This is a genomic window from Mycobacterium europaeum, assembly GCF_002102155.1.
Classification (GTDB): Bacteria; Actinomycetota; Actinomycetes; order Mycobacteriales; family Mycobacteriaceae; genus Mycobacterium; species Mycobacterium europaeum.
Genome location: NZ_LQOU01000042.1, coordinates 51,280 through 77,259, shown reverse-complemented (window position 1 = coordinate 77,259; position 25,980 = coordinate 51,280). Strand labels below are relative to the sequence as shown.

Below are 25,980 nucleotides of genomic sequence, written 5' to 3'. Positions count from 1 at the left end.
TTCTACCTCTCTTAGTGTTCGGCGTTTTCGAGCTGTACGCCAAAAGTGTTGAAGGCCATGGCCAGCAGCGCGTAGCAGCCGACCGTGAAGACGAAATCCATGCGCTGCCGGTCGTCGAGGCGCACACCGAGCGCGGCCCAGGTCTGGTCGGACAGCTGTGATTTCTCCTCGAGCTCGTCGACACCGGCGATCACCACGCGGTCGAACTCGTCCGCGGGCCGGCCTTGCTGGACCGCGGCGATCTCGTCGTCGGTCACTCCCTCGGCCTTGGCCATCGCGACGTGGTGAGACCACTCATAGGCGCAGCCTCGGCGATGCGCGACCCGCAGGATGGCCAGCTCACGAATGCGCGGCGGCAGCGTGGACGAGGTCAAGAGGTGGACGTTGAAGCGCAGAAACGCCTTGGCGAGGGCGGGATGGTGGGCGAGGGTGCTGAGCGCATTGTTGGTGTCCGGGTCGCGCATCGCCGAGAGCGCCCGGTGGGCACTGTCGTCCCACTGGTCAGCGGGCAGCGGCGCCAACCGCATCCGCGCACTCCTCTCGCCATCCCCCGATGCACCTCTCGGTGAAGGAGAATCAGATTCTCATTTCCAACTAATAGAGTTGCATGAATCGCGCGGCGGGTCAATGGCGGCGGCCGGCGACGCGCCCGGGCCGCAGGCGGTTCGCCGCCCCGGCGCGGCGAAATGCCCGCCTTCCTGCGAGAACGCCGGCCGCCGCGCCGCTTTGCGGGTCGACGCCGCGCTTCACCTTTCACACCCGGCCGCTCGGGGGTGGGCGCCGCGCCGGGCCGGTCCCCGCCTGGTCGGCCGCCGCACGCGGGCCACCGCATCGGATGGATGTTGATTCTCGCTTGGCGAGAAGATAGTTTTCATTTTAGTGATCTTGGCACGGGACAACGATTCGCCGAGGCTGCGTGGGAGCGGAATCGAATAGACGGACCCGATGGAAGGGCAACGGCCATGAACAAAGAAGACATGATCCTGATCAGCGTCGACGACCACACCGTCGAGCCGCCCGACATGTTCAAGAACCACCTGCCGAAGAAGTACCAGGACGACGCGCCGCGCCTGGTGCACAACGCCGACGGCTCGGACATGTGGAAGTTCCGCGACACCGTGATCCCCAACGTGGCATTGAACGCGGTCGCCGGACGGCCGAAGGAGGAGTACGGCATCGAGCCGACCGGGCTCGACGAGATCCGGCCGGGTTGTTACAACGTCGACGAGCGAGTCAAGGACATGAACGCCGGCGGCATCCTGGCCTCCATCTGCTTCCCTTCGTTTCCCGGCTTCGCCGCCCGGCTCTTCGCCACCGAGGATCACGATTTCTCGATCGCGCTGGTGCAGGCGTACAACGACTGGCACATCGACGAGTGGTGCGGTGCCTACCCGGCGCGGTTCATCCCGATGGCGATCCCGGTCATCTGGGATGCCGAGGCGTGTGCGGCCGAGGTGCGACGCGTCGCGAAGAAGGGCGTGCACGCGTTGACGTTCACCGAGAACCCGGCCGCGATGGGATATCCGAGCTTTCACAACGAGTACTGGAATCCGCTGTGGAAAGCCTTGGTGGACACCGACACCGTGATGAACGTGCACATCGGTTCGTCGGGCCGGCTGGCGATCACCGCGCCGGACGCGCCGATGGATGTGATGATCACGCTGCAGCCGATGAACATCGTGCAGGCCGCCGCCGACCTGTTGTGGTCGCGGCCGATCAAGGAATACCCGGACCTGAAGGTCGCGCTCTCCGAGGGCGGAACCGGCTGGATCCCCTACTTCCTCGAGCGTGCCGACCGGACCTTCGAAATGCATTCCGCCTGGACGCACCAGGACTTCAAGGGCAAGCTGCCCAGCGAGGTTTTCCGCGACCACTTCCTGACCTGCTTCATCAGCGACAAGGTCGGCGTGGCGCTGCGCAACATGATCGGCATCGACAACATCTGCTGGGAAGCCGACTATCCGCACAGCGACTCGATGTGGCCGGGTGCGCCGGAAGAGCTGTGGGATGTGTTGTCCATCAACAACGTTCCGGACGACGAGATCAACAAGATGACCTACGAGAACGCGATGCGCTGGTACTCGTTCGACCCGTTCACTCACATCTCGCGTGAACAGGCGACCGTCGGTGCGCTGCGTAAGGCCGCCGAGGGGCATGACGTGTCCATCAAGGCGCAGGGCCACGACAAGGACACCCGGGGCGGTTCGTCCTTCGCCGATTTCGCGGCCAACGCGAAAGCCCTTACCGGCAACAAGGACTGAGGGTCCCCCAGCCCCGCGAGCAGACGCAAACTCGCATAACTCCGGTCGCGATTATGCGAGTTTGCGTCTGCTCGCGCTGAAAGAGGAGGAGCGCTAAATGCCCGGCGCTGGAATGAACTTCGAGCTGACCGATGACCAGGAGCTGATCCGACGGTCGGTCGCCGAGCTGGCGCGGAAATTCGACGATCAGTACTGGATGGAAAAAGACCAGGCGCACGAATTTCCGCGCGAGTTCTACCAGGCCATCGCGCAGGGTGGCTGGCTGGGCATGACGATTCCCACCGAGTACGGCGGACACGGCCTCGGTATCACCGAAGCCACCATCCTGCTCGAGGAGGTCGCCAAATCCGGCGGCGCCATGAACGCAGCCAGCTCGATCCACCTTTCCATCTTCGGCATGCAACCGGTGGTGGTGCACGGCTCCGACGAACTCAAGGCGCGCACCCTGCCCAAGGTCGCAACCGGCGAAGTCCACGTCTGCTTCGGCGTGACCGAACCCGGTGCGGGACTGGACACCTCGCGCATCACCACCTTCGCCAAACGCGACGGCGATCGCTACATCGTCAACGGCCGCAAGGTGTGGATCTCCAAAGCCATGGAGTCCGACAAGATCCTGTTGCTGACCCGCACGCAGAGCTACGAGGAAGTCACCAAGAAGACCGACGGGATGACCCTGTTCATCACCGATCTGGACCGCAGCCGCATCGACATCCGGCCGATCCGCAAGATGGGCCGCAACGCCGTCAGCTCCAACGAGTTGTTCATCGACAACCTCGAGGTACCGGTGGAGGACCGAATCGGCGAGGAGGGCAAGGGTTTCCAGTACATCCTGGACGGTCTGAACCCGGAACGCATGCTGATCGCCGCCGAGGCGCTCGGCATCGGCCGCGTGGCGCTGGACAGGGCGGTCAAGTACGGCAACGAGCGTGAGGTCTTCGGCCGGCCCATCGGAATGAACCAGGGCCTGCAATTCCCGCTCGCGGACTCTTTGGCGCGCCTCGACGCCGCCGAGCTGATGCTGCGCAAGGCGACCTGGTTGTACGACCATGGGAAACCGTGTGGGCGCGAGGCGAACACCGCGAAATACCTGTGCGCCGATGCGGGCTTCACCGCCGCCGACCGGGCGCTGCAAACCCACGGCGGCATGGGTTACGCGGAGGAGTACCACATCACGCGCTACTTCCGCGAGGCCCGGTTGATGAAGATCGCACCGGTGAGCCAGGAGATGATCCTGAACTTCCTGGGAGCGAACGTCCTGAAATTGCCGAGGAGCTACTGACGTCCGCCGACGAACCCGTGCTCCTGTCGGAAGACCGCGACGGAGTGCGCACGCTCACCCTCAACCGTCCGCGCCGAAAGAATGCGATCAACCCCGAACTCTGGGCCGCGTTGCGCGACGCGCTGCTCGGCGCCGGCCGGGATCGTGGCGTGCGCGCACTCGTGCTCACCGGCTCCGGCGGCAGCTTCTGCTCGGGCGCCGACATCTCGGCGCCCGACGACGTGCACCCGAACTACAAGCTGCAGCGGCTGACCGACGTCGCGCTCGCTCTGCACGAGCTCGCGATACCGACGATCGCCAAGGTGACCGGGGTGGCCGTCGGGGCGGGCTGGAACCTCGCCCTGGGATGTGACTTCGTGGTCGCCACACCGGAATCGAGGTTCTGCCAGATCTTTGCCAAGCGTGGTCTGTCGATCGACCTCGGCGGCTCCTGGCTCCTGCCCAAACTCGTTGGCCTGCAACAGGCCAAGCGGCTCGCGCTGCTGGGCGAGACGATTGACGCGGCGGAAGCGTACGCCCTGAACCTGGTGACGTGGCTGGTGCCGGGCGCGGAAATCGACGCCTTCGTCGACGACCTCGCGGACCGGTTGGCGGCGGGTCCACCGATCGCCCTCGCCCACACCAAAGCCCTGCTGAACCAGGGCGCCGACAGCACCTTGCGCGGTGCCCTCGCGAACGAGGCACGCGCGCAAGTGGGAAACTTCGCAACGGCCGACGCGGCCGCGGCGTACGCCGCTTTCGCGGAGCGGCGGGAGCCGTCGTTCACTGGCCGGTGGGCATCAGCACGATCGAAGGAAGAAGAGTAGGGATATGCGGGAAACAGTCATCGTCGAAGCCGTGCGCACTGCGGTGGGGAAGCGCAACGGCGGCCTGTCCGGCATGCACGCCGCCGACTTGTCGGCCGTCGTCCTCAACGAACTGCTGGAGCGCGCCGGAGTCGGCCCGGAGACCGTCGACGACGTGATCTGGGGATGCGTATCCCAGGTCGGTGACCAGTCCAGCAACATCGGGCGTTACGCGGTCCTGGCCGCCGGTTGGCCGGAGACCATCCCCGGTACCACCGTCAACCGCGCGTGCGGGTCGAGCCAGCAGGCCCTCGACTTCGCCGTGCAGGCGGTGATGTCCGGTCAGCAAGACGTCGTCGTGGCCGGCGGCGTCGAGGTCATGAGCCGTGTCCCGCTCGGTTCGGCCCGGGCGACCGGCATGCCGTACGGCCCGAAGGTCCTCGCCCGCTATGACGACTTCTCCTTCAACCAGGGGCTGTCGGCCGAGATGATCGCCAAGAAGTGGGGCTTGTCCCGGACCCGGCTCGACGAATACTCCGCGCGCTCCCACGAACGGGCCGCCGCGGCCCAGGACGCCGGCGCCTTCACCGAACAGATCGTGCCGGTCTTCACCGAAGACGGAATGGTCGTCGCCGCCGACGAGGGTGTGCGGCGGGGGACCACGGTGGAGAAACTCAGCGGCCTGAAGCCGGCCTTCACCGAAGACGGCGTGATCCACGCGGGCAACTCCTCGCAGATCTCCGACGGTGCGGCGGCCTTGCTGGTGATGACGGCGGAAATGGCGGTCGACCTCGGCTTGACCCCGTTGGTGCGCTACCTGGCGGGCGCGGTCACCGGGGCGGACCCGGTGCTCATGCTCACCGGTCCCATCCCGGCGACCGAGAAGGTGCTGAAGAAGGCCGGCGTGCAGCTGTCGGAGGTCGGTGCGTTCGAGGTGAACGAGGCCTTCGCGCCGGTGCCGCTGGCGTGGCTCGCCGAAACGGGGGCGGACCCCAAGCGGGTCAACCCGCTCGGCGGCGCCATCGCGCTGGGCCACCCGCTGGGCGGGTCCGGGGCGGTGCTGATGACGCGCATGGTGCACCACATGCGCGACAACGGGATTCGATACGGGCTGCAGACCATGTGCGAGGGCGGCGGCACCGCCAACGCCACCCTGGTCGAACTCGTGCGGTAGCGCCGGCGTCCCCGCACGCCGAAAACAAAAGGCCCCGGGTGACCCTTGTCACAGCCGGCAAACTAACCTACTGTGTGTTCACTAGGTTGGTTGCCCGCCATTCGGTCGAAGGAGTCCGGTGCCCGACGCACGGCGATACGACACGTTGCTCGCCAAAGGTGAGGACCGCAAGCAGCGCATCCTCGACGTCGCGCAACGGCTGCTGACGCGCAACGGCTGGCGCAGCACCACCCTCGCCCAGATCGCCGGCGAGGCCGGGGTCACCCCCGCCGGTCTGCTGCATCACTTCGAATCCAAAGAGCAGCTGCTGCACGCCGTCCTCGACGCGCGCGACCTCGACGACGACCTCCACGCCGACCGCACCGGTGATCTCTTCGCCCAGATCGCCCAGGTCGCCGATCGGTTCAACCGGGCACCCGAACTGGTGGGGACATTCACGGTGTTGCTGGTCGAGAACATCCTTCCCGACGCCCCGCTGCACGACCGGATGCTGGCCCGGCATCGCGCCGCCACCGACATCGTCGCCGATCTCATCCGCCGCGGGCAGGCCGATGGCCGATACCGCGCGGACATCGACCCCGCCGTCAAGGCAGTAGAGATTCTCGCCTTCGTCCACGGAATGGAAACCACATGGTTGCTCGATCCATCGATACCGCTAACCGAGGCGTTCAAGCAGTACGCCGAGACACTGGCGCGGGACTTCGCCCCGTAGAAGAGCCACGCGAGGAAATGAGATACCGGCTCGACGTGGTCGCCGCCACCGTTGTCGACGTGGTGCGCTTCGCCGGTGGCTGGCTCTTCGACCGGGCGATGGCAGGGTGGGACGTCACCGTGCTCGTTGCTGACCACCCCGACGATCGGCCACTGCAGATCCTCGGCGCCCGGGTGATCGACCTCGAAGACGCCTTGGCGTCGGTGCAATCACGTCCCCGTCCCCAGGCCCTGGCGGCCGCGGCGGACCTGTTCGGCTGCGACTCGCGGGTTCGGCAAGGCGTGTTGCAGGCCCTCGATCACGGCGTCACCGAGGTCACGCTGTGGGGGGAGAACTGGCCGGCCGAGCTCGACGACAGCGTCGGCCTGGTGCAGCACCGGCTGAGCATGGCCGCCCACACGTTCAAGGCCCAGGCCCTGGCCGCCGCCGCTCTTCCAGACGGCTCGATCGGTCCCGTCGAGACCTTCCGTAGCGGATTGCTGGCCTGGCCATCGGTCGCCGCCGATCTGGTTCCCGCCAGCTGAGCCGTGCACCGGCCGCCCAGGGCCGGGCCCCTCGTTGACGACCGGCATGCCTTATGGAAATGTAATACTCATATCCGAGAGGCGCGTTCTCACTAGCCGAGATTCGAGGAGCGGGAGATGGCGAACGAATTCTCCGAGTTGGACTTCTTCCGCGGCGGCGAGCTCATCGGCGACCCGTACCCCTACTACGAGGCGCTGCGCCAGCGCTGCCCCGTCACGCGGGAACCCCATCACAACGTCACGATGATCACCGGCTGGGACGAGGCGTGCGCGGTGCTCAACGACGCCGACACGTGGTCCTCGTGCATCTCGGTGACCGGCCCCTTTCCCGGCTTTCCGGTGCCGCTGGAAGGTGACGACATCACCGGGTTGATCGAAGAGCACCGCGACGAATTGCCGTTCAGCGACCAACTGCCGACGCTCGATCCGCCGACCCACACCAACCACCGCTCGCTGCTGATGCGGCTCATCACCCCGAAGCGTCTCAAGGAGAACGAGGACGCCATGTGGGTGCTCGCCGATCAGGCGCTCGACACCTTCCTGGCGCCCGGCCGTGGCGAGTTCATCAAGGGCTTTGCCGGCCCGTTCACGCTGCTCGTCATCGCCGACCTGCTCGGCGTGCCCGAGGAAGATCGGGACAAGTTCGTCAAGGGCATCCGCGACCACTCGGGTGGCGGCGTCGGGGGAACCAAGGGCTCGCTCGCGCACAGCCCGCTGGAGTTCCTCTACGGGCTGTTCTCCGACTACGTCTCCGACCGCAGGCGCGACCCTCGCGACGACGTGCTGACCGGCCTGGCCACCGCCACGTATCCCGACGGCTCGACCCCCGAGGTCGAAGACGTGGCCCGCGTCGCCAGCAACGTCTTCTCCGCGGGGCAGGAGACCACCGTGCGGCTCCTGGGGGCGGCATTGCAGACGCTCGGGGAGCGACCCGACATCCAGGCGCAGTTGCGCAAGGACCGCAGCCTGATCCCCAATTTCATCGAGGAGTCGTTGCGGCACGAGAGCCCGGTCAAGGGTGACTTCCGCTTGAATCGGGTGCCCGTCAATGTCGGTGGCGTCGACCTGCCGGCGGGAACCACCGTGATGGTCGTGCAGGCGGCCGCCAACCGTGACCCGCGCCGGTTCGACGACCCGGCCACCTTCGACCCGGCCCGCAAGAACGCCCGTCAGCACATCTCGTTCGGGCGCGGTATCCACAGCTGCCCGGGAGCGCCGCTGGCGCGCGCCGAAACGCGGGTGGCGATCGAGCGCCTACTCGACAGGACGTCGGACATCAGGATCGACGAGCACCTGCACGGCCCCGCGAACCACCGCCGCTACCAATACGTTCCGACCTACATCCTGCGCGGATTGACGGAACTGCACCTGGAGTTCACCCCGGCATGAAAGTCACAGTCGACGACCAGCGCTGCCGCGGCCATGGCGTCTGCACCACGCTGTGCCCGGAGGTGTTCACCCTCACCGACGACGGTTACGCGGAGGCGATAACGTCCGACGTCCCAACGGAATTCGAGGCCGCCACTCAAGAGGCCATCGAGTGCTGTCCCGAGCAGGCCATCAGCAAGATCTGATCGGAGTTAAGGAGATTCAGTGGCGAAAGGGTACGTCATCCTCACCGAGGCCATCAAGGATCCGGAGGGCATGAAAGCCTATGCCCAGGCTGCCGGTTCGGCGATGGCCGGTGCCACCATCCTGGCGGTTGACACTGCTCCGAAAGTGATCGAGGGCGCCTGGCACGGCGACCAGACCGTCGTGCTGGAATTCGAATCGGTGGACGCGGCCCGTGCGTGGTACGAGTCCGAGGCCTATCAAAAGGCGGCGAAGCTGCGGCAGGCCGCGGCCGACTGCAACGCCGTCATCGTCTCCGGATTCTGATCGCTACTCGCCCACGATCGAGATGGCCTGCCGGGGGCACTGGCGAACGGCCTCGCGCACGTCCGCCTCGTTCTCCGGGGTGACTTCTTCCTGCAGCACGGTCAGCATGTCGTCGTCGCCGAGCAGAAAAATCTCCGGGTTGATGCCCATACAGACGCCGTTGCTCTCGCAGAGTCCCCAGTCGACTTCGATCTTCTTGGTCATCCGTGACCCCCTTTACCGAAGTATCTTGACGGGCACGTTCTTCCAGCCCGCGACGTTTTGCATGTTCACCCGTGTGCAGCCCGCCCAGTCCACCTCGTAGCGCGGCATGAAATCGAGGAGCCTCTCGAGCGCGATCCTGCTTTCCAGGCGGGCCAGCGCCGCGCCCAGGCAACTGTGGATCCCGTACCCCAGGCCGAGGTGTTGCGCCTCGGTCTGGTCGCGCTCGATGTCGAAGGTGTCGGCGTCGGTGAAGGCCTCCGGGTCGCGGTTCGCCGCGGCGCCGCACAGGAACACCGGCTTGCCGGCGGGAATCACGCCGCCGCTGACGTGTGCCTCTTTCAGGGTGTAGCGCACGTTGTACTGCACCGGCCCCTCGAAGCGCAGGAGCTCTTCCACCGCCCCGGGAATCTTGTCGCGGTCCTCCTGCAGTTTCTGCCACTGGTCGGGGTGGCGCGCGAAGATCACCGCCGCGTTGCCGAGCAGCTTGGTGACGGTCTCGGCGCCCGCCCCGCCCAAAAGCGTCGCGAAGCCGGTGATCTCGATGTCATCGAGCTTGCGCATCTCACCGTTCTCGCCGGGGATCTCCGCCGCGATCAGCCTGCTGATCATGTCGTCCTGCGGCTCCGCGCGGCGCTCCTGGACCAGGCCGAAGTAGTACATCGCGGTGTCGATGTTGGCCTGCATGCCGGCTTCGCTGATCTCGATCTGTCCCGGTTCATGGGACAGGCTGGTGTCGATCCAGTGGCGGACCTGCTGCCGGTACTCCTCCGGCACGCCGGCCATCCGGGTGATCACCTCGACCGGGAACGGCCCGGAGAAGTCCTGCACGACGTCGAAGTTGCCGGGGTCGGCGGCACCGAGGTACTTGTCGATCACCTCGATGATCGTCTCGCGCTGCGATTGGATCGCCCGGGGAGTGAACGCCTTGTTGAGCAGGCTGCGCATGTGGCGGTGCTCGGGCGGATCCATGAAGATGATCGACTTCTGCTCGGGGGACACGCCCCGGCGCACCATCGCCAGGTCGCAGCCGCGCGCCGAGGAGTAGGTCTCGAAGTCCTTGAACGCGGCCGCGACGTCCTCGTGGCGGGTCAGCGCGTAGAAGTCCTCTTTTTCGTCGTAATACAGCGGCGCTTCCTCGCGCATCCGTCGATAGATGTCGAACGGGTTGTTGAAGTAGTCCTCGGAGTACGGATCGAAGACGACCTTCGGTTTTGTCACTGAAATCCTCCTCAGCGGCGAGGGCGGGCTGCAACCGTTACAGCGGAGTCGCTGACTGTAACGGTAACGGTAATACCTTCGTGACGAACCGGAAAGACCGAAACGCCAAGTTCTCAAGCCCTCTTCGCGACGTCGACGGACTTCATGACGTCGTCGAGGGTGCCCAGGTCACCGCCGAGTTCCGCGCTGATGCTGCGCACGACGGCCACGTCCTTGCGCACGAATTCGCCGGCCACCTCGAGGAACGAGGCGACGGAACCTGCCGCCGCCGCCAGGTCGAGGACGCGGCTGGTCGAGCTGCCCTGTGTCAACGCGGTCAGCAACGTCGGTTCCGGCACGCCGAGCCGCTCACCCCATCGCATGGCGTGTGCGAGCAGCCCGATTTGCCCCGCGAAGAGGGCGTTGTTCACCAGTTTCACGATTTGTCCGCAGCCACGCGCGCCGACGTGCAAAACCGGGTCGCCGTAGCAGTCCAGCACGGGCCGCACGCGCGCCACCGCGTCGTCGGCTCCCCCCACGAACAGCGTGAGCCGGCCGGCCGCGATGTCGTGCGGGCCCCCGCTGACCGCGGCGTCGACGACGTCGACTCCGTCGGCGCGTGCGGCGAGGTCGTCGATCGTCTTCGGGCTGGCGGTGGTGTGCACCACCAGCGCCGAACCTTGCGGCATGGCGGACAGCAACCCGCCGTCCAGGCATACCTCTCGCACCTGCTGGTCGGTGAACACGCAGAGCACCACGATGTCGGCCCGGGCACCGGCCTGGGCGACGTCGTGGACGGCACGCGCGCCGAGCCGCTCGAGATCGCTTCGCTTTTCCGACGTCCGGCCCAGGGTCAGGACGTCATGCCGGGCCTCGATCAGACGGGCCACCATGGGTCGGCCCATCCGTCCGGCACCGACGAACCCGATTCTCACTGGGCCTTCATCGGGAAGTGCCCATCATGTCCAGCGCGGCGTCGGCCGCGTCCAGCACCATTCCCCCGCTCGCCCCGGCCCGTTCGGCCAGGTCGACCACCAGGCGAACGTCCTTTTGCAGCAGCGTCCCGGCCACGCCGGCGAGCCGTTCCAATCCGCCGATCCCGCCAAGGGCGTTGAGGGCGAAGCTGTTCCCGCTGCTGCGAGACACGACTTCGGTGAGGCGGTCCGGGTCGACACCGAGGGCGCCGGCCAGCGAGAGCGCGGTGGCGGCGGTGGCCAGGTGGGCGGTGAACAGCAGGTTGTTGAGCAGCTTGGTGGTTTGACCGGAACCGAGCTCCCCGAGGTGGACGATCGGATCGGCATAGGTGGCAAAGACGGGGCGGCACCGCTCGACGACGTCGGCGTCGCCGCCGACCATCACCAACAGCCGCCCCTCGGAGGCCGCCGGTCCGCCGCCGCTCACGGGTGCGTCGATGATCGAGATGCCTTTGGCCGCAGCCCTGTTCGCCAGCATCCGGCAGGTGTTGGGGTGCACGGTGCTGTGCACCGCGATCACACCGCCCGGCTGCATCGCCGCCAGCAGCCCGCGCTCACCGCCCGCGATCTCGTCGATGTCGGCGTCGCCCACGACGCACAGGCAGACCAGGTCGCTGGCCGCGGCGAGTTCGGCCGGTGACTCGGCAACCTTGGCCGTGGTGTCGGCGAACGGCTCGAGGGTTGCGGGCCTGCGCGCCCACAGTGTCGTCTCGTAGCCGGCCTCGATGATCCGCCGCGCCATGGGGCCGCCCTGGCTGCCCAGACCGATGAATCCGACTCTCATCCGGTGGCCTCTTCCGAGCTTGATGACGTCACGCATTCATCGACGAACCCAAGGACCTCCGCGTGATAATCCGCGGCGGTGTGGCCGAGGCTGATGTTGTGCCCCGCGCCGGACTGCCGATGCACGGTGAACCGCGGCGCAGCGGAGAACATCGCGGTAATCTGCTGCACCGCCGAATCATCGGCCTGCCAGACTTTTTCGTGTTCGGCGATGCTGAAGTGCACGGGCACCCGGACAGCCGGGGCAAGCGTTGGGAAAGTCTGGCGTGCCCAGTCCGACACCATTTGGTCCTCATAGGACGGCGCGGACGGGGACACCGTCGCGCCGCCGAGGACCTCGGGCGGGTACAGGTGCTCCGGGCTCCATAGCAGGTCGCGCATGCCCGACGGGCGTCGTTCGCGGGTCGCTGTTTTGAGTATTTCCTTGGCCGCGGGGTGGTAGTGCCGACCGGTGCCGGCCAGTTCGATTCCCAGCAGATCGGCGCCGCGCTCGTCGGCGCCCATCCGCATCACGAGTTCGCATCCGCCGGAATGCCCCATCAGGAACAGCCCCGCGCCGCGAGCCCGATCACCGAGGATGCGGTCCACCGCGCCGTAGGCGAGGTTGACCCGTTGCTCGGGCAGCGCCATCGCCTCCGGATAGGGGGCGGAGCTGCCGTAGCCGGGCCGGTCGAGCGCGACCACGGTGAATCCGGCCGCGGCGCCGGTCCGCAGCATCGACAGCGACGGGTGACCCGGGCAATCGAAATAGATCGCGGTGGTGCCACCGCCGTGGATCGCGACGATCACGGCCGTGGGTTCGGGGGATTCGGCGATCAGCGCCGACATCGGCACGCCGTCGACGATCACCAGCCGGGGGCGGGGCGCGGGGCCGCTCATGTGTCCGCCCGCAACAACAGCACGCCGCTGGGGGTGAGGCCGCCGCTGCTGACCACGCCGACGCGGGCGCCGGCGACCTGGCGATCGCCGGCCTCGCCGCGCAGCTGGGTGACGGCCTCGTGGACCAGGCCCATGCCGTGGGTGCGGCCGTGCGAGAGCTGGCCGCCGTGCGTGTTGAGTGGCAGCTGGCCGTCGCGGGCGATGTTCTTGCCGCCGTCCAGGAACTCTCTGGCCTCGCCGATGCCGCAGAAGCCCAGGGCCTCGATCCATGACAGGCAGTTCATGGTGAAACCGTCGTAGAGTTCGGCGATGTCAACATCCTTGGGGCGCAACGTGGTACGTGTCCACACGTGCGCGGCCTGGCCCAGCACCTGCGGCTCATGGGTCAACGTGCTCTGGTCCCAGTCGATGCGTTCGATGATCTGCGTGCCCACCGCCTCCACCAGCACCGGCGGCTTGGCGAGGTCCCGGGCGGCGTCGACGGCGGAGACGACGACCGCTATGGCGCCGTCGCAGGGCACGTCGCAGTCATAGAGGCCGAAGGGCGTGGTGATGGGCCGCGCGTTGAGGTAGTCATCCATCGTCATCGGGCTTCGGTACACCGCCGTGGGGTTCAGCTCGGCGTTGGCCCGCTGGTTCAACGCGATCCAGCCGAGCGTCTCCTTGGTGGTGCCGTAGCGGTGAAAGTGCCGCTGCGCGTTCATGGCGAGCGTGTGGGCCGCCGACGTGGCGCCGAACGGCATCAGCCAGCCAGGCGCCCGGCCCATCGATCCGCTGATCTTGCCCTGCTTCATCAGCTCGTTGAAGGTGGCTTCCCACAACGTGCGGAAGCACAGCACGTGACGGGCCAGCCCGCCGGCGACAGCGAGCATCGCGGCGATCAACGATCCTCCCGGGCCGAAGGTTTCGATCCCGCCGTTGTGCCAGACCGGCCGGATGCCCAGGGCGGCCTCGAGCGAGGTGACGCCGCCCTCGCCGAACCCTCCGAGGTTGCCCCCGCCGGGATACGTTGACAGGCCGTCGATGTCGGCGAACGTCAGCCCCGCGTCGGCGATCGCCGCCTCGCACGCCTGGACGGTCAGCGCCAGCGGCGGTTGCATCAATCGGCGCCCGATGGGCGACATGCCGATTCCGGTCAGCGCGACCTTGTCCTCGAATTTCGCCGTGGTCAGCATCGGGCGGACGTATTCGCCGAACCGCTCGGGCGCGATCTCGTCGGCCGGCAGGGGTGCGCGCGCGGAATCCGCGGCCGGCCGAAACAGCGGCAGCCACACGTCTTCGGCCGGTTCGAAGACGACCTCCACCTGTTGGCCGAGTTCGAGCCGGTCGGGATCGCAGTCCACGATGTTGGTGGTCAGCCGGACCCGGGGGTCCTCGGCGATGGCGACCTGGGCGATCACGTAGGGCGCCGGCATGCCGGGCACGCTGAACCGGTGGTTCACGGTGAAGCCGGCGAGCGTCGCCTTGCCGGAGACCGGCCGCACGCCCATATCGCGCGATCGGCAGTACCGGCACACCGGGGCCGGGGGGTGGATCAGCGATTCGCAGCCATTGCACTGCTGCAGCCGCAACGTGCCGTCGGCGCCCGAGGTCCAGAAGAATTCGTTGTCCTGGGTGATCAGGGGCAACGGTCGTCCCGGTGCTGCTGGCACGTCACCTCCGCGCGTCGAACGGTCCTGCAGCGCAACTGGTAGGACCGTTATACGAATCGGAGAATTACGTTATCACTCGCACGCGGCGCGATCGAGGCACGCTCGCCACCCGTCACAGCGGCACCCACACGCCGCCCACGTAGATGCCCCACTGGTGAAAGCCGACACTCCACATCGGGGGCTCCGATGTCCACCATGGTTGTGGCGGAGGCGGCGGCACGTCCTGCCCGGCGAACGAGGGGGCGTATGGCGGCGGGGGTGTGTACCACGACCACGACGGCGGTGCCGGCGGCGGTTTGCACTCGCGGGTCGCCGGGTTGAACGACATGTTTTGGTCGCACTCCGCCGAGCTGATTGCCGGCGTCGCGATCACCGCGACCGCCATCGCCACGAAGGCGACCGCGAGGGCGGCGGCCAGACGACGAACGAACCACCTCATGGTGGGCCTCCAGTGGGGCCATCCTGACCTTGGCTGGTGTCAGCCTATTCCGTCGATGCCGCCCTGACCAGGAGGAACTTTTTCAAGGGCGGCGACAGAGCGCACCCGGTGATCAGCGCGACCGAAGACGGGTCAACGGGTGAATCCCCACTCCGCCTCGTTCTCCTCGGTTTTGAGGCGCTCGGCCGGATCGTCCGCGTCGGCGAGGGGCGGGTGTGCGGACGGGGACGTGCGCTCACCGATCTCGGCGATGGCGTGTACAGGGCAGTCCATCAATGCGCGCATGACGGCGTCGCGATCCGCCTCCGCCACGGTGCCGTCGCCGATGAGGGACGCGTAGCCCCAGTCGTCCAGCGAGAAATACCCGGGCGCGTATTTCGCGCAGATTCCGAAGCCGTCGCAAACGGTGCGGTCCAAACGGATCTTCATGCGAGCCTCACCGCCTCCGCCTGGTAGGGCCGGTCGGCCCGGAACGCGCCGCGGGCGCAGTCCGGGCACGCGCCGTCGAGATGGGTGGCGACTTCGCCCGGGAACTGACCGAGCAGGCTGGCGGCGACGTTGGTGGCGGCGTCCAGCGTTGCGCACGCGCCGCGTCCGCGCAGCAGCACCGACCAGCGGCGCAACCGCTCGACGTCTTCGGTTGTCGCCACGCCGTCTCGCAGCGCGCCTGCGACGGCGGCCATCGCCGCCGTCCCGTTGAAGCACGACCCGCATTGGCCGGCGTTCTCGCGGTCGAAGTAGGCCAGCACCGACGCGGCGACCGCGACGGGGCAGTCGTCGGTGATCACCGAGATGGCGCCGCAACCCAGGCCGCTGCCCAGTCGCCGCATCGTCTCGTGGTCCAGCGTCGTGTCCAGCACGGTGCGGTTGAGCAGACCGGCGAAGTAGCCGCCCAGCAACGCACCTCGCACGTGCTCCGCCGGAACACCGTGCAGGGCAAGGAGTTCGGTGAAGGGCATGCCGTGCGGAAGCTCGTAGAGAACGGGCGACCGGCCGGCCCCGGTGATGGTGGCCAGGAAGGTGCCCGGGGAGAGTGATGTGCCCTGCGAGCGGAATGCCGCGGCGCCGTGGCCCTGCAGGAACGGCAGGTTGGCCAGCGTCTCGACGTTGCTCACCAGTGTGGGCCGCTCGTCGACGCCGGTTTCGAAGGGGCGTGGCGGCTTGTCGGTCGGCTTGGCCGGGCCGCCGTTGATCGCGCGGACGGCGGCGGTTTCCTCGCCGGCCACATACCCGGGCTGCACGGTCAACATGCCGACCGTGACGCCGAGCGCGTCGGGACCCAGCTCATCGAGCGCGGTCTCGACGCTGTGCGCCGACTCCGGGTCGGACACGTAGACGTAGGCGCGGCCCGCGCCGACGATCGCTGCCGCCAGCCGGAGCCCGTCGAGGATCAGGTGGGGCCGGTTGCGCAGCAGCCAGCGGTCTTTGATCGAAGCCGGTTCTCCCTCTTCGCCATTCGCGACGACCACGGCGCCACCGGCACCGCGCCCTGCGAGGCCGGCATTGTCGCGCACCGTACGCAACTTGATCGCGAGCGGGAAGGCCGCACCGCCGCGGCCGACCAGCCCACCGGCGTCGACCTCGCGCAGCAACGAGTCGGCGTCGACCAGCGGCCGGTATCCGCCGAGCCGCCGATACGCCGCGAGGTCCTCGCGGGGTTGGCCGGTTCGTTCGAACAGCAACCGGGGTTCACACCCGGGGAAGGCGACGGTGGTGATGGCGGTGGATTGCGCGGTGTTCACGGCTGGCCCGCCGGCGTCTTGGTTAGGCTTGCGCCCATGCGAACTGCGGTGGTGCGCGTCAATGTCGATCCGAAAGACGTGTGCACGCCCGCGCAGCTACGAGACGGCATGGCAGCGCTCCTTCAGCTCGCCGGGCAGTCGGGTGCCGGCGTGGTCGAGAACGACCTCCCGGCTATGCCCCTGGGCCGCCGTGAAGTTGAATTGTTGATCGCGGCCGAACACGGTGACGAGGCCATCGAGGCGGCGATCGGGTTGTGCACCACAGTGTTCGGCGGCTCCCCGGTTGCCGGGGTGGTCACCTTCATCAGCCGTGGGACCGACGACGATGCCCACGGCGTGCTGTCCGGTTTCGGGCTCACCGGTGAGATCGAGCGGACCCCGGGCGACGAAGGCTTCGACATCGTCTACGTGACGCTGCGTGAGGAGGACCTCGACCGCATCCCGGAGAGCCGGGTTCACACGGCTCTGGAGGCCTCGCTCAACTGCGAGGTCCACATTCGCACCGTCTAGCAACATCACGAGCCCAGGAACTCGAGGATCGCGGGTGCGGCCTGCACCCAGGTGTCGAACATGTTGAAGTGCTGCACCCGCCCCGCCGCGCGGTCTTCGGCCGCACGCTCCCACGCGTCCTCCGGCCAGGGCGGATCGATGAGCTTGGACCCCTTGATCAAACAACTCACCTCGAGCGACGTCCGTTTGGGGTGATCCATGTCGTTCTCACCGCCGCGGATGATCAACGTGGGAACCTTGATGCGGTCGAACATTTCGTCCTCGACACCCGGAATCGTCTGCCCCGGTTTGGAAACGAACGCGTTGAGCCAGCGCAGCATCACCTTGAGGAATTCGTCTTTGTCGAAGTCGAGGAACCGCTGCTTGTTGTTCGGGTTCTCCTCGATGCGATCACGCCATTCGGCCACCTTCACCACACCGTCCATTCCGGTGCCGCGCACGGCGAGAATGCTCGGGATGATGTAGAAGGAACCGAGCACGAAGGTGCCGTAGGTGCCGCCGACGATGTTCCACACCACCAGCTTGGTGACCATCTCGGGGTAGAGCATCGTGGTGAGCATGGAATCGCGTGCCCCGCCCGATCCGCCGGCGAGGATGCAGCGCTCGAAGCCCAGGCCGGTCACCAGCTTGTGCAGCGTCTCGGCGCGCATGTGCGACTCGCTCTGTCCGTAGAACTGCACATCGGAGGCACCGCAGTTGGGTCGGTCCCACAGCAGGACGCGATACCCGCCGGCGACGAGCGCGTCGGCGAGGGGGCGCAGCCCCTCGATCTCCTTGCTGAACCGCCCGCCCGGCGTCAGCGCAATGAGATCGCCTGACTCACCGAGGATTTCGTAGACGACATTTCCCCCGTTGATCTCCATTGAAGGCACGCGATTCTCCTGTGGTTAGGCCTGCACCAGAACGTCGTTGCCGACGACGCGCACCGGATAGGTGCGGATGCTCCATTCCGGTTTGACGGCGGTCGTGCCGGTCGCCAGCTCGAAACCCCATTGGTGCCAGGGGCAATAGATGTATTCCAGGTCGCGCACCATGACCGAGTCACCCGGAGCGGTTTCGTCGACGATCGTCCGTCCCCGGGCCCGCCCCGAACACAGCGGACCGCCTTGGTGGGGGCAGTAATTCGCGATGGCATAGAAGCTGCCGTTGACGTTGTAGACACCGACGCCGTGCCGCCCGATGGGTACCAGCTTGTGCTTGCCCGGCGGGATCTCGTCCACGGTTGCGACGACATGCTCGCGGCCCTGGGCGAGACGGGGCTCGGGCCGTTTGGCTGCCCCTTCTTGTTCGAAGGTCAACTCAGAGCACCCGGGTCTGACCCTCGAGGACCGGAACGGTCTCGGGCAGGTGATAGGTCGCGATGCCGTTCTTGTACATCACGGCGTCGCGGGCAGCTTTGGGCAGGTGCTTGACCAGCCAGCGGGGGTCATCGAACGTCCAATGCGGGTAATCCGAGGAGAACAGCAGGATCTTCTCGCACTCCATCCATTCCAGCGCTCGGGTCAGCTCCGTCTTGTCTTCGGGATAGTCCAGCGGCTGGGTGGTGAACTTGATGTGGTCCTTGACGTATTCGGACGGCTTGCGTTTGATGTCCACCCACGACTTGCGGGCCTCGTAGATCGCGTCCATCCGCCACATCAGCGGCAGGATCCAGGTGAACGCGTGCTCGACGAAGACGATCCGCAGCGTCGGGAAGCGGTCGAAGACGCCGTCGAAGATCAGGCTCATCACCTGATTGGCGGCCAGCAGCGAATAGGTCACCATGAAGTCGTGGTTGTAGCTGGGGAATCCCACCGGCGGAATCGGTAATTCGTCGTACTGGCTGCGCGACAGGTGGCAGCTCACGGTGATGTCGTGCTTGGTCGCCGCCGCCCAGATCGGGTCGTATTTGGGATGGCCCCACGACGGCTTGGGCTCCGCCTTGATCAGGATCTGCGCCATGTAGGGGTGCCCCGCCCAGCGCTCGATTTCGCGCACGGACTCTTGCGGCTCCTCGATGGCCAGGCAGATCGAACCGCGCCACCGCTCGTGCCAGTTGTTGTGGCTGTCCAGCCAGTGATTGGCCTGCCAGTCGTTGAGCGCGTACGACATCGCGTGTTGCGCTTCGGGCAGCCGGGCCGGGTAGGCGGCGGGTTCCAGGATCGCGATGTCGGAGCCCGCCTCCATGATCAGCTGGCGAAACGCCAAGTCCGGGTCGCTGCAGGGAAACTCGCCGTTGGGGGGGAAGGTGTCCACGCGCATCGCGTAGGAGTGCGCATAGTCGGGGGCGTCGTAGTAGATCAGCTCACCCACATTGCGGTTGAGGAAGTACTTGCTGCGCCACGGCTCGGGGATGTATGGAACCAGCTCGCCGCGCTTGGGCGCCGGGTGGACATCCGAGTCGACGCACCGGACGGCTATGCGCTCGGCAGCGGGAATCCGCTCCTGCGAATGTGTCAACGTCATCTCCGAACTCCTCGGTCTCACGTCCTACTCCTACTGTGCGCCGACCCCGGCGGGCATGTCTATGCCGTAGAGCTGCGCCGCGTTGCGCCAGCACACCTTTTCGCGCTGTTCGGCGGAGAGCGCGCCGGGCAGCTTCGTCGCATCACCGAACTGCCAGTGCGGGTAGCTGGAGCCGAACATCACCATGTCGTCCTTGCCGGTGAAGCCGAACCATTCGCCGGCGAACTCGACATCGCCGGGACCGTCGAGGCTGCCCTGGACGAAGTACACGTGCCCGGGCAGGTAGTCGCTGGGAATGCGCGGCGCCCACGGCGTCTGCTCGAGGTGCGGCCGCCCGAACGTGTCCATCCGCCAGATGAACGGTGTCACGAAGTCGGCGGCGCCGTCGGCCCAGACGAACTTCAGTCCGGCGAAGCGCTCGAACACTCCCTCGGCGATCATGTTCATCAGGTGGTAGATGTAATTCAGCGCCATGAAGCTGACGTATTGCTCGTAGGTGCGGGTGTTGCCGGACGGCGTTGGCGGGAACATGATCCCGTTGCCCACCTCGATGTGCGCGGCCACTGGCAGCCCGGCGTCGACCGCGGCCTCCCACAGTGGCCAGAACTGCGGTTTGCCGTACAGCTCGCGGGATTGCAGCGGGACGCCGATCTGGACGACGCGCGGATGCGCGCGCCATTTCTCGATCTCCCGCAATGCGCCGGCGATGTCGTCCGGATTGACCCGGATGGTGCCGCGGAACTTCTCGCCGAACTCGCTGGACTCCAGCCAGTTCGACACCATCATCTCGTTGTGGGCGGCGTGCAGGGCGGTGCCGAGGTGCCGGTCGGGCATGATGCCGCGGCCCATCGGATGCAGGACGGCGACGTCGACCCCGCGCTTCGAAAACAGCTCCTGGGCAACGAATTCCGGATCTGATCCGGGGTATTGGCCGTCCGGTCCCTCGGTGTTCGGCGCGTACTCACCGCCGGGAGCGCCATACCAGTCCATCTCGTAATCGGGGAAGCCGCGGCTCTTGAACGGCTCGCGCAGGGTCTTCCGCAGCGCCTTGTTGGACGGGAAGAAAATGTGCACGCTCGCGTCGATCAGGGGTGTGCGAGTGCCGTCAGCGTGTTCGATCACGAAAGCCATCCTTCGACTCGGGCGGCCAACGCGAGCCCAGCCGGGTCATATGATAGATAACCTAACATTCTTCTCAACGGTCATTCAATGGGTTTTCGGTAAGCGTTTCGTTTAGTCATCATCGCTGGTAGTAGGCGATTTCCCACGGGTTTCGCAAGTATCGTTCTTAAATCCGGATAATACCATTCTCTGGCCCGCGGATCGGGGTCATCCGCCTCTATGCAGGGGGTGACCGGGCTGGGCGGGCGACGGGCCGACCGTCACGCCGGCGGCCCGCTCGAGCGGTTTGATGACCGTCGTGAAGTCGGAATCGGGGCCTTGGTCATCCGCGACCCGCTCCCAGAGCCGGCGGATGGTGGTGGCCACGTCCGTCGGCACGCCGAGCGCTTCCGCTTCCTCGAGATAGAGCCGCACGTCTTTGACCATCAGCCCGGTGGCAAACCCGTAATCGAACGTCCCGGGCAGGATCGCGCGGGGGAACTTGTCCCGGCTCGCGCTGGTGGCGCCCGAGCCGGCGTTGAGCACCTCGATCATCACGGCCGGGTCGAGCCCGGCCTTCACGCCCATCACCACGACCTCTGCGGTCGCGGCCAGGACGTTGGCCGCCAGCACGTTGTTGGCGAGCTTCATCGTCTGCGCCAAACCGGGTTTGGCTCCGACGTAGAACGGTCGGCCGATCGCCTCGAGGGCGGGTCGGGCGGCCTCGAATCCGGCGCGCGGACCGGACACCATGATCGCGAGGGCGCCCTTCTCGGCCCCGCCGACGCCGCCGCTGACCGGGCTGTCGATCGCCACGATGTCGCGCTGGGCGAGCCGGTCGTGGATCTGGCCCGCGGTGCGGCTGCCGATCGTGGACAGGTCGACGTAGCGCTCGATCCGCGCGCCCGCGATCACGCCCGCCGCACCGGTCGCCACCTCGAGCGAGGCGGCCGGCGTGGGGAGGCTGGCCAGCACCGTCTCGGCACGGTCGGCGACGTCTTTCGGCGACGACGCGGGACGCGCCCCCAAGGCGACGACGCGCTCCAGCGCCTCCTCGCGCGTGTCGAACGCCACGACGTCATGGTTTTGCTCAATCAGGCGCCGTGCCATGGGAAAACCCATGTTCCCCAGCCCGACGAATCCCACCCGCACGGCGATCCCCGAATCTTGATGGTCGCGACCCGCAGCGCCCGGCTTCGCCGCGCTAGCGATCGCCACGGTCCCGCTCTAGTTCGGCGAACGCCTCGCGGGCGATGCGGAAGCTGTCGACCGCGGCCGGCACTCCCGCGTAGATGGCGACCTGCAGGAAGATCTCGCGAATCTCCTCGCGGGTGACGCCGTTCGTCAGCGCCGCCTTGACGTGCGTGCGCAGTTCGTTCGGGCGATTCAACACCGAGATCATCGCCAGGTTGAGCATGCTGCGCGTCTTTCGGGACAACTCGTCGCGGCCCCACACCGCGCCCCAGCAGTACTCGGTGACCAGGTCCTGCAGGGGCTTGGTGAAGTCGTCCGCGTCGGCCAGGGCGCGGCTGACATACTCCTCGCCCAGCACGGCGGAGCGGATGTCCAGCCCCCGCTGGTAGGTCTCGCGATCCAATGGTCTTTCCCTTCGTCCGGGGGCGCCGGCGTCGTAATGCCCCGAGCGCAGTCTCGCATCGCGACCGGTCAACGCGGTCGGCATCGATATCCGCCGGGCCGCGTCCGTGACCCCGTAACCCGACTGCGAGATCATTACTTCCGCATGCGAGAATGATATTCTCGCGCCGGCGGTGATGACAGGGAGGCGGCCTTCATGCTGTTGGAGTTCGATGCCGATCAGCGGCTGTGGCAGAAGACCGTTCGCGACGCCGTCGCCAAGCAGTGCCCACCCGCTCTGGTGCGCGGCGTGGCCGAGGACGGTGTCGACCCCAGCCCCTTGTGGAAGTCGTATGTGGACCAGGGCTGGACCGAGCTGAACGATGCCGCCAGCGCCGTCGAATTGGCGGTCGTGCTCGAGGAATTGGGGCGCGCGACCGACCCCACCCCCTTCCTGGCGACGATGAGCCAGTTCGCCCCGTTGGCGGCTGAGCAGTTCGATCCGCACGAGTCGGGCACCGCCGTGTACGGCGGGGTGGCGGCGCACCGGGACGCCGAGGGCTGGGTGTTGGACGGGACCGCGCGGCATGTGCTCGACGGCGATCGCGTCGACCGCTTGGCGGTGGTGACCGACGCCGGGGTGTTCGTCATCGCGTCGAACCAGGTGTCGGCGCGGCGGACGGCGATCTTCGATCCCGTCCTGCACGTCGCCGACCTGTCGTTCGGCGAAGTCCGGGTGCCCGACAGCGCCCGGCTCACCGTCGACTCCGAGCGCGCGCACCACATCGCGCTGACGGGCATGGCGATCACCATGGTCGGTGCGTGCCAGCGCATCCTCGATCTGGTGCTCGAACACGTCCGGAGCCGGCAGCAATTCGGCGTGCCGATCGGTTCGTTCCAGGCCGTTCAGCACAAGGCCGCGGACATGCACGTCGCGGTGGAACGGGCCAGGGCCCTGGCGTACTTCGCGGCGCTGACCATCGCCGCCGACGATCCCCGCCGCCGGCTCGCGGCGGCCATGGCCAAGGCGTCGGCCGGGGAGTGCCAGTCGCTGGTCTTCCGGCATGGTTTACAGCTCCACGGCGCAATGGGATTCACGTGGGAGAACGATCTGCAGTTCGCGCTGAAGCGCGCCAAGGCCGGTGAGTTGATGCTGGGCGGCGCCGCCGAGCACCGGGCGCGCATCGCGGAGGAGTACCGTGCAGCTGACTTTTGATTCCGACGTCGAGGCGTTTCGGTCGGAGTTCGCGGCCTTCCTCGACGAAAACCTGCCGCCCGCAAGCGAAACGCTGGAGCGGCCCCGTTCGGTATCCCATATGCCGCGGTGGGCGCGCGACTGGCAGCGGCTGTTGTTCGACAACGGCTGGCTGCTGCCGAGCCAGCCGCCGGAGTTCGGCGGCCGCAACGCGACGGTCATTCAGCAGTTCGTCTACCTCGAGGAACTCAGCCGCCGCCGGATCTACCACAGCTTCAACCCGCAGGGCGTGAACATCGTTGCGGCGTCGCTGTTGTCGTTCGGCAGCGAGGAACACAAGCGCCGCTGGGCGGTGCCGATCCTGCGGGCCGAGATCACCGCATCGCTGGGCATGAGTGAACCCAGCGCGGGCTCCGACCTGGCGTCGTTGCGCACCCGCGCCGTGCTGGACGGCGACCACTTCGTGGTCAACGGGCAGAAGGTGTGGACGTCGGGCGCCCACGACGCCGACGTCCTGCTGACGTTCGTGCGCACCAACCCGGATGCGCCCAAGCACAAGGGGATCAGCGCGCTGATCATCCCCACCGACACACCGGGAGTCGTGCGCCGGCCGTTCCCGTCGATCTGCGGCGCCGACGACCGGGATTTCAACGAGGTGTTCTTCACCGACGCCCGGGTGCCGGCGGAGAATCTGGTCGGCGAGCTCGACCAGGGCTGGCGGGTCGCCAACGGGTCGCTGGGGCACGAGCGCACGATGATGTGGCTGGGTTTCGCCGATCGGCTCGACAACATGATCGACGACTTCCATCCCCGCACGGAGGTCGAGCGCGACCAGTACGCCAGCACCATCATGGACAAGCAGGCGCTGCGCCTGCTGGGGTCGGCGGCCTTGGCCCGCGCCTCCCGCGGCGAAGACGACGTGGCGGCGATCTCGGTGCTCAAGCTGCTCGGGTCCGAGGCCGAGCTGCGTGCCATGGAGCTCGCGCTGACGTCGGCGGGCGCCGACGGCCTGGTTCACCCGGGCCTGACCGGGCCGTACGCACACATGAACCTCGACCACTACTTCGCCAGTTGGTTCGAGCGCTATGCCCGCAGCTTCTCGGGGACCATCGCCGGGGGCACCTCGGAGATCCAGCGCAACATCATCGCCCAACGGGTGCTCGGGCTGCCGCGGGGTTAGCTCCCCCTGTCGAGCGACCCGAGTCGCTAGACAGGGTCGAACTTGGTGATCAGCCAAGCCCCGTTGACGCGGCTCAAACTCACCAGCACGCTGCTGGACGCCATCGCCGGGTCCGGGTTGTCCTTACTGGTGGTGCTCTGGTCGACCAACACCAGCACGACCGCCGAATTCGGATGCAGCTCCGAGACGGCGGCCCCGATCACCCGGGCGCTGGTTTTCAGCGACTTCTGCTTGGCCGCCGGAGCGACGATCTGCTCGGTGAACTGGTTGTAGTACGACAGGAAATCCCCGGACAGGTGCGACTTCGCCGCGGCGAAGTCTTTGTCGAGTGTGTCGGGCGAGTAGGACAGCAGCGCGACCGTGCCGTCGGACGCCGCAGCGACGACCGCGTTGGCGACGCCGGCGTCGGTTTGTTTGTCGGGCCGGTACTGGGTGAAGTACAGCCACGTCGCCACACCACCGGAGAGCAGCAGGAGCGAAACCAGAAGGAAGGGAACGACCTTCACCCTGCCCCGCGCCCGAGGCTTGCTCGGTTCACTGTCGTCGGTCTGTTCGGGAGAGTCGTCGGCGGCGTCGACGTCGCGGCTGTCGTCGCTCATGGAACGAACTCCAGTTTGGACATCTTGTACTGCCCGCCGTCGTCTGTGACGGTCACCTTGAGCCGCCAATTGCGTGGTTCGTCTTTGGCGCCCGCGGCGTTGCTGATCCGCGATGACGCCGCGACGAGCACCAACGCGGAATTCCCCTCGATGGATTGCACGGCCGCCGCATTCACGGTCCCCTGGGTGACCACCTTGGACTGCTCGACAACCGTCGTGAAATCCTTCGCGCGCTGCTGGAAGTCATCCCTGAACTGGCCGGTTGAATTGTCGATCACCCGCTGGACGTCCTCCTTGGCCCGATTGAAGTCCATCGAGAACATGTTGACGACGCCTTGTTTGGCCCCCGCGATGAAGTTGGCGGTGCGCTGGTTGCGCTCGGTGGTCTCGTGGCGTTCCCATACCATGTATCCGCTGGCCCCGACGAAGGCGCAGATGAGAACGATGACGGCCGCTTTCCACGTCACGGACCACGGTGGCAGCCGCACGCGTCGCCGGGAGCGGGCCGGCTCGGATTCCGACTCGGTTTCTTCCGGGGTCTCGTCGGTGACTTCGCCGGCGGTCTCCGCTTCGTCGGTTGCTTCGACGGTGTCGGTGGTGTCGTCTTTGGTCTGTGCCTCGGCGGTCTCGGTCGCGTCCTCGCCGGTGCCCGGGGCCGCCTCGGCGGCCTTGGCCCCGGCCTCCCGCTCCGCCTGGGCCTGGGCCTCACGCCGGAGCCGGGCGGCGCGGGCGCGGGCCCGTGCCGCGGCCGCGAGTGCTTCGGCTTCGGCGGCTTCCGCCTCGGCTTCCGCGATCATGGCCATCGTGTCGGCTTTCGATGGAGCCGGATCTTGCGGCGGTTCCTTCGCCTCAGCCATCGCGCTTGCTGCCCGTCACTTTCATATCGACTGAC

Annotated in this window: 30 protein-coding genes; 12 read left to right on the top strand and 18 right to left on the bottom strand. The window is 67.1% G+C overall.

Annotation, left to right across the window (positions count from 1 at the left end; genetic code table 11):
• Nucleotides 1-11: 11 nt before the first annotated feature.
• Complete coding sequence (locus AWC03_RS19800; protein ID WP_085242408.1) at nt 12-527, bottom strand: carboxymuconolactone decarboxylase family protein; 516 nt, start codon at nt 525-527, stop codon at nt 12-14.
• A 435-nt stretch (nt 528-962) separates the two neighbouring features.
• On the opposite strand from AWC03_RS19800, the gene AWC03_RS19795 reads away from it, so the two are divergent.
• From AWC03_RS19795 to AWC03_RS19755, 9 genes are all read left to right on the top strand, one after another.
• Complete coding sequence (locus AWC03_RS19795) at nt 963-2,261, top strand: amidohydrolase family protein (RefSeq protein ID WP_085242407.1); 1,299 nt, start codon at nt 963-965, stop codon at nt 2,259-2,261.
• A gap of 112 nt (nt 2,262-2,373) precedes the next feature.
• On the top strand, nt 2,374-3,540 hold the full coding sequence (locus AWC03_RS19790) for an acyl-CoA dehydrogenase family protein (RefSeq protein ID WP_085242406.1): 1,167 nt from the start codon (nt 2,374-2,376) through the stop codon (nt 3,538-3,540).
• Nucleotides 3,537-4,346: an enoyl-CoA hydratase/isomerase family protein gene (locus AWC03_RS19785; RefSeq protein ID WP_085242452.1), complete on the top strand. Its 810-nt coding sequence runs from the start codon at nt 3,537-3,539 to the stop codon at nt 4,344-4,346. Before AWC03_RS19790 ends, AWC03_RS19785 begins: the two co-directional genes overlap by 4 nt.
• A gap of 4 nt (nt 4,347-4,350) precedes the next feature.
• Nucleotides 4,351-5,499 (top strand): thiolase family protein, encoded by a 1,149-nt coding sequence (locus AWC03_RS19780; RefSeq protein WP_085242405.1) that lies wholly within the window; start codon nt 4,351-4,353, stop codon nt 5,497-5,499.
• Between the two features lie 118 nt (nt 5,500-5,617).
• The gene (locus AWC03_RS19775; RefSeq protein ID WP_085242404.1) at nt 5,618-6,211 is read left to right on the top strand and encodes a TetR/AcrR family transcriptional regulator; all 594 of its coding nucleotides are present in this window, start codon (nt 5,618-5,620) and stop codon (nt 6,209-6,211) included.
• Between the two features lie 17 nt (nt 6,212-6,228).
• Nucleotides 6,229-6,735 (top strand): hypothetical protein, encoded by a 507-nt coding sequence (locus AWC03_RS19770; RefSeq protein ID WP_085242403.1) that lies wholly within the window; start codon nt 6,229-6,231, stop codon nt 6,733-6,735.
• A 117-nt stretch (nt 6,736-6,852) separates the two neighbouring features.
• On the top strand, nt 6,853-8,124 hold the full coding sequence (locus AWC03_RS19765) for a cytochrome P450 (RefSeq protein ID WP_085242402.1): 1,272 nt from the start codon (nt 6,853-6,855) through the stop codon (nt 8,122-8,124).
• Entirely contained in the window at nt 8,121-8,309 is a 189-nt protein-coding gene (locus AWC03_RS19760; RefSeq protein WP_085242401.1) for a ferredoxin, read from the top strand. Before AWC03_RS19765 ends, AWC03_RS19760 begins: the two co-directional genes overlap by 4 nt.
• Nucleotides 8,310-8,379: 70 nt before the next feature.
• Nucleotides 8,380-8,613 carry a DUF1330 domain-containing protein gene (locus AWC03_RS19755; RefSeq protein WP_249025923.1) on the top strand — a complete coding sequence of 78 codons (234 nt, stop codon included), beginning with the start codon at nt 8,380-8,382 and terminating at the stop codon, nt 8,611-8,613.
• A gap of 3 nt (nt 8,614-8,616) precedes the next feature.
• Here AWC03_RS19755 and AWC03_RS19750 read toward each other — a convergent pair whose 3' ends face one another.
• The 9 genes from AWC03_RS19750 to AWC03_RS19710 all read right to left on the bottom strand — a co-directional run bounded on the left by AWC03_RS19750 (nt 8,617) and on the right by AWC03_RS19710 (nt 16,483).
• The gene (locus tag AWC03_RS19750) at nt 8,617-8,817 is read right to left on the bottom strand and encodes a ferredoxin (protein ID WP_066957765.1); all 201 of its coding nucleotides are present in this window, start codon (nt 8,815-8,817) and stop codon (nt 8,617-8,619) included.
• A gap of 12 nt (nt 8,818-8,829) precedes the next feature.
• Nucleotides 8,830-10,035 (bottom strand): cytochrome P450, encoded by a 1,206-nt coding sequence (locus AWC03_RS19745; protein ID WP_085242399.1) that lies wholly within the window; start codon nt 10,033-10,035, stop codon nt 8,830-8,832.
• Nucleotides 10,036-10,148: 113 nt separating this feature from the next.
• Nucleotides 10,149-10,949, bottom strand: a complete 801-nt coding sequence (locus AWC03_RS19740) for an NAD(P)-dependent oxidoreductase (protein ID WP_085242398.1) — start codon at nt 10,947-10,949, stop codon at nt 10,149-10,151.
• 7 nt (nt 10,950-10,956) lie between these two features.
• Complete coding sequence (locus tag AWC03_RS19735; RefSeq protein ID WP_085242397.1) at nt 10,957-11,772, bottom strand: NAD(P)-dependent oxidoreductase; 816 nt, start codon at nt 11,770-11,772, stop codon at nt 10,957-10,959.
• Entirely contained in the window at nt 11,769-12,650 is an 882-nt protein-coding gene (locus AWC03_RS19730) for an alpha/beta hydrolase (RefSeq protein WP_085242396.1), read from the bottom strand. The genes AWC03_RS19735 and AWC03_RS19730 overlap by 4 nt, the downstream gene beginning before the upstream one ends.
• Nucleotides 12,647-14,302, bottom strand: a complete 1,656-nt coding sequence (locus AWC03_RS19725; protein ID WP_085242395.1) for a thiolase C-terminal domain-containing protein — start codon at nt 14,300-14,302, stop codon at nt 12,647-12,649. The genes AWC03_RS19730 and AWC03_RS19725 overlap by 4 nt, the downstream gene beginning before the upstream one ends.
• Nucleotides 14,303-14,414: 112 nt before the next feature.
• Nucleotides 14,415-14,741 carry a hypothetical protein gene (locus AWC03_RS19720; protein WP_085242394.1) on the bottom strand — a complete coding sequence of 109 codons (327 nt, stop codon included), beginning with the start codon at nt 14,739-14,741 and terminating at the stop codon, nt 14,415-14,417.
• 132 nt (nt 14,742-14,873) lie between these two features.
• Nucleotides 14,874-15,170, bottom strand: coding sequence for a ferredoxin (locus AWC03_RS19715; RefSeq protein ID WP_068009970.1), 297 nt, complete (start codon nt 15,168-15,170; stop codon nt 14,874-14,876).
• Nucleotides 15,167-16,483, bottom strand: a complete 1,317-nt coding sequence (locus AWC03_RS19710; RefSeq protein ID WP_085242393.1) for an NADH-ubiquinone oxidoreductase-F iron-sulfur binding region domain-containing protein — start codon at nt 16,481-16,483, stop codon at nt 15,167-15,169. Before AWC03_RS19710 ends, AWC03_RS19715 begins: the two co-directional genes overlap by 4 nt.
• A 36-nt stretch (nt 16,484-16,519) precedes the next feature.
• On the opposite strand from AWC03_RS19710, the gene AWC03_RS19705 reads away from it, so the two are divergent.
• Complete coding sequence (locus AWC03_RS19705; RefSeq protein WP_085242392.1) at nt 16,520-16,993, top strand: hypothetical protein; 474 nt, start codon at nt 16,520-16,522, stop codon at nt 16,991-16,993.
• Nucleotides 16,994-16,998: 5 nt separating this feature from the next.
• On the opposite strand, the gene AWC03_RS19700 is transcribed toward AWC03_RS19705, so the two are convergent.
• The 6 genes from AWC03_RS19700 to AWC03_RS19675 all read right to left on the bottom strand — a co-directional run bounded on the left by AWC03_RS19700 (nt 16,999) and on the right by AWC03_RS19675 (nt 22,136).
• Entirely contained in the window at nt 16,999-17,865 is an 867-nt protein-coding gene (locus tag AWC03_RS19700) for an alpha/beta fold hydrolase (RefSeq protein WP_085242391.1), read from the bottom strand.
• Between the two features lie 15 nt (nt 17,866-17,880).
• A complete protein-coding gene (locus AWC03_RS19695) occupies nt 17,881-18,291 on the bottom strand; it encodes a Rieske (2Fe-2S) protein (protein WP_085242390.1) in 411 nt (136 codons plus the stop codon).
• Nucleotide 18,292: 1 nt separating this feature from the next.
• Nucleotides 18,293-19,438 (bottom strand): amidohydrolase family protein, encoded by a 1,146-nt coding sequence (locus AWC03_RS19690; RefSeq protein WP_085242389.1) that lies wholly within the window; start codon nt 19,436-19,438, stop codon nt 18,293-18,295.
• Nucleotides 19,439-19,468: 30 nt separating this feature from the next.
• The gene (locus AWC03_RS19685) at nt 19,469-20,560 is read right to left on the bottom strand and encodes an amidohydrolase family protein (protein ID WP_085242451.1); all 1,092 of its coding nucleotides are present in this window, start codon (nt 20,558-20,560) and stop codon (nt 19,469-19,471) included.
• A 207-nt stretch (nt 20,561-20,767) separates the two neighbouring features.
• Nucleotides 20,768-21,691: an NAD(P)-dependent oxidoreductase gene (locus tag AWC03_RS19680; protein WP_085242450.1), complete on the bottom strand. Its 924-nt coding sequence runs from the start codon at nt 21,689-21,691 to the stop codon at nt 20,768-20,770.
• Between the two features lie 52 nt (nt 21,692-21,743).
• Nucleotides 21,744-22,136, bottom strand: coding sequence for a carboxymuconolactone decarboxylase family protein (locus AWC03_RS19675; protein WP_085242388.1), 393 nt, complete (start codon nt 22,134-22,136; stop codon nt 21,744-21,746).
• Nucleotides 22,137-22,331: 195 nt separating this feature from the next.
• Here AWC03_RS19675 and AWC03_RS19670 point away from each other — a divergent pair, with 195 nt between their 5' ends.
• Both AWC03_RS19670 and AWC03_RS19665 read left to right on the top strand, forming a co-directional pair.
• Entirely contained in the window at nt 22,332-23,330 is a 999-nt protein-coding gene (locus tag AWC03_RS19670) for an acyl-CoA dehydrogenase family protein (RefSeq protein ID WP_085242387.1), read from the top strand.
• Nucleotides 23,314-24,489, top strand: coding sequence for an acyl-CoA dehydrogenase family protein (locus tag AWC03_RS19665; RefSeq protein ID WP_085242386.1), 1,176 nt, complete (start codon nt 23,314-23,316; stop codon nt 24,487-24,489). Before AWC03_RS19670 ends, AWC03_RS19665 begins: the two co-directional genes overlap by 17 nt.
• A 26-nt stretch (nt 24,490-24,515) precedes the next feature.
• On the opposite strand, the gene AWC03_RS19660 is transcribed toward AWC03_RS19665, so the two are convergent.
• Both AWC03_RS19660 and AWC03_RS19655 read right to left on the bottom strand, forming a co-directional pair.
• Nucleotides 24,516-25,088 (bottom strand): hypothetical protein, encoded by a 573-nt coding sequence (locus tag AWC03_RS19660; RefSeq protein ID WP_085242385.1) that lies wholly within the window; start codon nt 25,086-25,088, stop codon nt 24,516-24,518.
• Nucleotides 25,085-25,945, bottom strand: coding sequence for a hypothetical protein (locus tag AWC03_RS19655; RefSeq protein WP_085242384.1), 861 nt, complete (start codon nt 25,943-25,945; stop codon nt 25,085-25,087). Before AWC03_RS19655 ends, AWC03_RS19660 begins: the two co-directional genes overlap by 4 nt.
• Between the last annotated feature and the right edge of the window lie 35 nt (nt 25,946-25,980).